This is a genomic window from Immundisolibacter sp. (genome assembly GCF_041625615.1).
In the GTDB taxonomy this organism is placed as follows: Bacteria; Pseudomonadota; Gammaproteobacteria; order Immundisolibacterales; family Immundisolibacteraceae; genus Immundisolibacter.
In genome coordinates this window covers 1-6,309 of record NZ_JBFJTF010000129.1, presented here as the reverse complement: position 1 = coordinate 6,309, position 6,309 = coordinate 1, and the positions used below count along the sequence as shown (strand labels likewise).

Genomic DNA, 6,309 nt, shown 5'->3' with positions numbered 1-6,309 from the left:
CCCGGCGACGGCCGGGACGGGCTGAGGGTTGGTGAACAAATGCGCGTCCTGCGCGTTTCCTGCGTCGCGAGCCCGGTACACGCCCGGACGCGCTCCCACACATCACGCGCTCAGGTGCTTGATGTGTGACCGGCCATCCGTGGCCGGGCTGAGAGCTTGAATGTCACCAGCGCTCAGTCCACCAGTTTCGGCCGGTTGGTGGCCAGATGCCGGCCACCGTCCAGCGGCAACACCGCGCCGGTGATCCAGCGGCTCATCGGCGAAGCGAAGAACAGCACCGCGTCGGCCACGTCGTCCGGCTTGCCGTTGCGCCCGAGCGGATGCACGGTGGCGAAGGTGGCCAGGAACTGCGCCTGCTTCTCGGTCGGGACGGCGCCCTCCAGCAGTTCCGTGTCCTCGACCACGCCGGGGCAGATGACGTTCACGCGAATGCCGTGGGCCGCCTCTTCCATGGCCAGTACCTGCGAGATGTGGCGCAGCGCCCGCTTGGCGCCGCCATAGGCTGCGGCACCCGGGAAGGCGTGTTCGCCGGCAATCGAGGCGATGTTGACGATGCTGCCGCCACCGGCTGCCCGCATGGCTGGCAGGACGGCCGTCATCAGCCGCCTGGGCCCCCAGCAGTTGACGTCCATCATGTTGATCCAGTGCGCTTCGTCGGCCTGCTCGACGGGCGCGAAGCGCATGGCGCCCGCGTTGTTGACCAGCACCTCGATGCGGCCCTGGCCGAACTCGGCGGCGGTCTCGGCCAGCGCCCGTACCTGGTCCGGCACGGTGACGTCGGTCGGCACCACCCGCGTGCGTTCCCCGCCCAGCGCGGCGGCGGTCTGTTCCAGGCGGTCGCGGCGACGGCCGGCCAGCACCACCCGCGCGCCGTGTCCATGCAGGCGCGCGGCAATGGCGCGGCCGATGCCGGTGCCGGCGCCGGTGACGATGGCGGTGGTGTCGTGCAGCATGGCGGTATACCGGGTTGCGTAGTGGTCCGCCATTATCGGTGGCCGCGGCGTGCGCTGCAGTGCCGTGCGTCAGTCCGTGCGGGTGTCGGTGGCGCTCGGGGGAGCGGCCGGTGCGCCGAAGTAGTAGCCCTGGGCCTTGTCACACGCACGGTCGCGCAGGAATTTCGCCTGGTCCTCGGTCTCCACGCCTTCGGCCACCACGGTGAACGCGAGGTTGCGTCCCATGGCAATGGTCGCCTCGGTCAATTTCTGGTCTTCGGGGCTGTGTTCGTAATTGCGCACCACGCTGCCGTCGATGTTGACGGTGTCGAAGCGGAACCGGTTCAGGGTGGACAAGGACGAGTAGCTGGCGCCGAAGTTGTCGATGGCGACCCGCACGCCCAGCGCGCGAATCCGGCCGAGCACGGTCATTGCCTGCTCGACATTCGCCAGCAGCACGCTTTCGGCGATGCCCAGTTCGAGTCGCTGGGGCTCCAGGCCGCTGGCATCGAGGATGTTCTTGAGTTCCTGCGTCAGGTGCGGGTCGGCAAACTGTCGCGCCGACAGGTTGACGCACATCGTCAGCGGCCGGCCGTGGGTGGTTTGCAGGGTCACGCCGTGGCGACACGCCGTTTCGATGGCCCATCGGCCGATGGGCAGGATGAGGCCGCTCTCCTCGGCCAGCGGCAGGAACTGATGAGGCAGAACCAGGCCCAGCTGGGGATGCTGCCAGCGCAGCAGGGCCTCCACACCGGTTACCTCGCCGCTGTTCAGGTCCCGCTGCTCCTGGTAGTGGAGGTTGAACTCGTGCCGCTCGAGCGCCTGGCGCAGCGACGACTCCAGGGACAGGCGCTCCAGGGACGGCTGGGGCGCGCTGGGGTCGTACATGTGGAAGGTGTTCCGTCCGCTTTCCTTGGCGTGATACATCGCCGCATCGGCATGCTTGATCAGCGATTCTTCGTCCTCGGCGTCGTCCGGGTAGCGGCTGATTCCGACGCTGACCGTCACCCGGAACTGGTGACCCAACACATCGTAGGGCTTGCCGACGGCGGACAGGATGCGTTGCGCGACGACCGTCAGGCTGGACTCGTCACATTGTTCGGGCAGCAGGACCACGAATTCGTCGCCGGCCAGCCGGACCACGATATCGCTCGCACGCACGGCGTCGGTCAGGCGCCGGGCGACTTCCTTCAGTAACGCATCGCCGGCATCGTGGCCGAGCGTGTCGTTGATCAGCTTGAAGCGGTCCAGGTCCAGAAACAGCAGGGCCAGTGGCCGTTGATGGCGGCGGGCCAGCGCCAGCATCTGGTGCAGCGTGTGGCTGAAGAAACTGCGGTTCGGCAGGCCGGTCAGGCTGTCGTGTTGAGCGATGTACTCGATGCGTTCGGCGTGGGCGATCTGTTCGCGGGCGGCGCGCTGCCGGCTTTGTTGCAGCTGCCAGCTCAGCCGGCCAAGCAGCGCCATCAACGCCACCAGCAGGATGCTGGCGGCGGTGCTGCGAAGGAGGTAGGTCCGTCCGCGGGCATGGGCCGGCTGCAACTGCTCGGCGGCCGACAGACCGACGACGACGGCAACCGGGAAGTCGTACAGTTCGCGGGCCGCGGTGTAGCGCTCCACGCCGTCCCAGTCGTTGACGTTCAGCCGCACCGGGAGGTGCTCGACATCGTTGTCGGGCACAAGCTGCGCGTAGTCCGTTCTCATGCCGGCGGTAACGGTGTCGCCGCTGCGGCCAGTGCGGAAGATCCCGTCGCTGCCCAGCAGCCCGGCAAAGCCGTCCCGGCCGAGTTTGGCCGCTTCGTAGCCGCTGACGAAGTACGACGCCGGGACCGATATGGTGACCGCGCCGCTGAAGTCGCCGCTGGTGTCCCGCAGCGGGCGACTGAACGAGAGCATCCAGTCGTCCGCCGTCGCGCCCGGCGCCGGTGTGCCGATGCTCAGGCGTGTCGTGCCTCGTGCCGCTTCGAAATAGTCCCGGCCGGCCACCTGTGACGGGGCGTCGGAGCTCGTGCTGGCGAGGAGGGTGCCCTGGGCATCGGCGACGCTGACCGTGAACAGGAGCGATGGCAGCAGCAGGCCGTGCCCGGCCAGCTGTGACAGCGTTTGCGCCGGGTCAGCGTCCCGGCCGACATGGGCGACCAGCTTCAGGGTGCGGTCGATCTCGCGCAGGGCCCTGACGACCTGGGCCTCGTAGGTCTCGGTCAGTTCCCGGGTGGATGCGACGGCGGCGGCGCGGGCGTTGGCCAGTTCCAGGCGCACCAGGCTGGCAGTGGTGAACCACAGCACGCCCAGCAGCAGCAGGGCGAGCGCCGGAAACAGCACCTGTGGCTCGGTCAGGCGTCCCAGGCGGTGGGTTCGGTGCGTGGGACTGTGTTGCGGCTGCATGTTGTCGGCCGGGTTCGGTGAGCCGACGTCAGCGGACGACCACGACTTTGACGCGTGCGTCCAGCGCGGCGTCATCGATGTAGCCGATGGCATTCGGTTGTCGGGCGAGGGTGTTCTTCATGGCCTCGGCGTCGTCGACGACCGGTGGCGGTTGCCCGCGGCCGGTGAAAATCATCTTCGACCAGTAGGCCTTCAGGTCCGCGGGGTGCTTGTCGCTGATGGCCAGGTAGTACGCCGAGCGTTGCGCCGAGGTCTCCGGCAGGTCGATGGGCTGGGCGGGGCGGCCGTCGGGAAACTGACGGGCCTTGCCGAGGAAGATATTCGCCACCTCGCGTCGGCTGAGCGTGTCGATCGGGCTGTCCGCGGCCACCACGGTGACGACCTGGGCATCTGCGGTGCCTGCCATCAGCGCGCCGACAATGCCGAGAACCCGAAGCGGTTTTGCCAACATCATGGTGGGGATCCGGCCGCGCGCTCAGAACACGAAATCGACGGTGACGGAAAACAGGTCGGCATCGCCGCCCGGCTGGAACGCCGGCTGCACGTTGCCGAACCGGCCGGTCGAATCGCTTTCGAGATCGACGTGCTGGTATTCGAACTTCACCGCGACTGCATTCAGCGCGTCCCAGCGCAGCCCCAACGCTAGGCTCTGTTGAGACGGCGCGGCGGTCTGCAGGGCGGCGGCGAGGCCGCTGTTGGCGGCATCGGCAGCGGTGGCCTGTGGCGCGGGCAGGCCGCCGGTCGGGATGGCCTGCGGCGCGTGTGTTTGCGAATCCAGCTTGGCAAACGTCACATACGGTTGCAGCTGGCGCAGGCGATAGCCGACGGTGACATAGCCGGCGTGTGTCTTGGGGATCAGCCCGGCATCGGACCCGCGCGCCCACTCGGCCAGCAGCAGCCAGTTGCCCGGGGTCAGCCGCAGGCCGGCGCTGAAGATCTCGAACGGCGTATCGTCGATGTCATAGCGCCGCGCCAGGGCCATTGCGCGCTGGCCGGCAACCGGAAAGCCGGCCGTGGCCAGGCTGTCACCCAGTCCCGCCAGGCCGTCGGTGAGGGGGTCCAGGTCGTTGCCGTCGAATGTGAGATCGACCCGCAGATAACCGACGCGCACGGCGACGAAGGAGTACTCCAGCGTGTTGCTGAGGATCCACGAGTTCTTGCCCGCGATGCGCAGGCCGTCGACGGCGTCGAAGGTGTTGCTGCCGAAGCTGGCCTGAAAGACGTTGGTGGCCTGGCCGATGTCGGTGTTCCAGGCCAGGTCGATGCCGTCCAGGTTGGTGATCGGCACCATTCCGTAAAGCTCTTGTGGTCCGCGCACCCACGGGTTGGCGTAGCCGACGTTGGCGGTGTCCGACAGCATGAAAATGGGGCTGACCGTCCGGCCGCCGCGCAGGCTCAGTCCGGGCGTAAGCTGGTACTTGACGTTGGCCCACTCGATTTCCGGCGTCCAGCTGTTGTCGTAGCGGTGCTTGGTGACGACCTGCACGACCGCGCTCCAGCCGTCGCCGAAATCGGCGTTCAGCTGGCCGCCAAGCTTGCTGTCGACGCCGAAGTCCCAGCGCCGGGTGTGGCCGGCACCGTTCGGCTGCAGGTAGGTATTCGAGACCACGTCGGCGTCGTCCTGGTCGGAACGCACCACGCCGAGCGTGCCGAACCCGTGCAGCGACAGCGCCGGCGAGGACCACGACGCCGCCACCACGTCGGCGTGGGCGCCCAATGCCACCACGGCAACGCCGGCCAGCATGAGGCCGCGCGCTGGCCGAGAGTGCTCGACGCCAGGCAAGGGGCGCGTTGGCATGGATTCTCCGTCCGCTGGATTTGTCAGGCAGGGCCGGCGCCGTGGGGCGGCCGATACCGGTTGGCTGCGGTGTGAGTTTTGTTGTGCAGCCTGGCTCATTTGTTTAGCACGTCGCTGACTTTCTGACCAGCAACGACGGTGGGCCCGAGACGGTCTCACCCGGCCAGCTTGGCCCCGGCCCACACCGCGGCGAGGCACAGCAGCAGGTGAAGCCCGATGTTGAGCGCGGCCGCGCCCGGTCGTTGCTGGGCCAGCACCAGTGTCTCGCCGGCGAAGGCGGAAAAGGTGGTGAAGCCTCCCAGCAGGCCGGCCATCAGGGCCGCCCGCCAGGGCTCGCCCAGCCAGCCGCGCTGCACCAGCACGGCCAGTGCCACGCCCATCAGGAACGAACCGATCACGTTGACCGCCAGCGTGCCGTACGGAAAGGCGCGGCCCAGCCAGGCGGCCAGCCCGTTGACGGCGACATACCGGGCAACCGAGCCGATGGCGCCGCCCGCCGCCACCGCCACCAGCACGCCGCCGTTCACTGCTCGCCGGCCTCGTGGTCGCGGGCACGAAGCTGTGCCAGGTGTTCGGCCAGGCGTCGCTCCAGGCCGCGTGCGGTTGGCTGGTAGTAGCGCCGGTCCGGCATCTGGTCCGGGAAGTAGCGCTCGCCGGCGGCGTAGGCGTTCGTCTCGTCGTGCGCGTAGCGGTAGCCCTTGCCGTAGCCGAGTTCCTTCATGAGTCGGGTCGGCGCGTTTCGGATGCGCAGCGGTGGCGGCAGCGAGCCGAAGCGCCGCGCGTCCGCCATGGCCGCGTCGAAGGCGGTGTACAGGGCGTTGCTCTTGGGGGCGCAGGCCAGGTACGTGACGGCCTGGGCGATGGCCAGCTCGCCTTCCGGCGAGCCGAGGCGCTCGTAGGTTGTCAGCGCCTCGAGTGCCAGCGTCAGCGCTCGCGGGTCGGCCAGGCCGATGTCCTCGCTGGCCATGCGCAGCACGCGCCGGGCGATGTACAGCGGTTCGCAGCCGCCATCGAGCATGCGCGCGAGCCAGTACAGCGCCGCGTCCGGTGATGAGCCGCGGACCGCCTTGTGCAGGGCCGAGATCTGGTCGTAGAAGGCCTCGCCGCCCTTGTCGAAGCGCCGCCAGCTCTCGCCGGCCAGCTCGCGCAGGACAACGTCGTCGATGACGCCCTCGCGGGCGATGTCGGCGGCCAGTT

At 68.7% G+C, this 6,309-nt stretch carries 5 protein-coding genes and 1 pseudogene; all 6 read right to left on the bottom strand.

Translation table 11 applies throughout. The features are described from left to right. Window positions 1–173 precede the first annotated feature (173 nt). A complete protein-coding gene (locus ABYX71_RS09735) occupies window positions 174–953 on the bottom strand; it encodes an SDR family NAD(P)-dependent oxidoreductase (RefSeq protein WP_372696305.1) in 780 nt (259 codons plus the stop codon). A 69-nt stretch (window positions 954–1,022) separates the two neighbouring features. Next, a complete protein-coding gene (locus ABYX71_RS09730; protein ID WP_372696304.1) occupies window positions 1,023–3,314 on the bottom strand; it encodes a putative bifunctional diguanylate cyclase/phosphodiesterase in 2,292 nt (763 codons plus the stop codon). Between the two features lie 28 nt (window positions 3,315–3,342). Continuing rightward, entirely contained in the window at window positions 3,343–3,765 is a 423-nt protein-coding gene (locus tag ABYX71_RS09725; protein WP_372696303.1) for a phosphate ABC transporter substrate-binding protein, read from the bottom strand. A 24-nt stretch (window positions 3,766–3,789) separates the two neighbouring features. Continuing rightward, entirely contained in the window at window positions 3,790–5,112 is a 1,323-nt protein-coding gene (locus tag ABYX71_RS09720) for a hypothetical protein (RefSeq protein ID WP_372696302.1), read from the bottom strand. Between the two features lie 155 nt (window positions 5,113–5,267). After that, window positions 5,268–5,639 (bottom strand): fluoride efflux transporter CrcB, encoded by a 372-nt coding sequence (crcB, locus tag ABYX71_RS09715; protein WP_372696301.1) that lies wholly within the window; start codon window positions 5,637–5,639, stop codon window positions 5,268–5,270. Continuing rightward, a pseudogene (locus ABYX71_RS09710) lies at window positions 5,636–6,309 on the bottom strand (recombination factor protein RarA); the annotation flags it as partial. The pseudogene ABYX71_RS09710 and the gene crcB, both read right to left, overlap by 4 nt.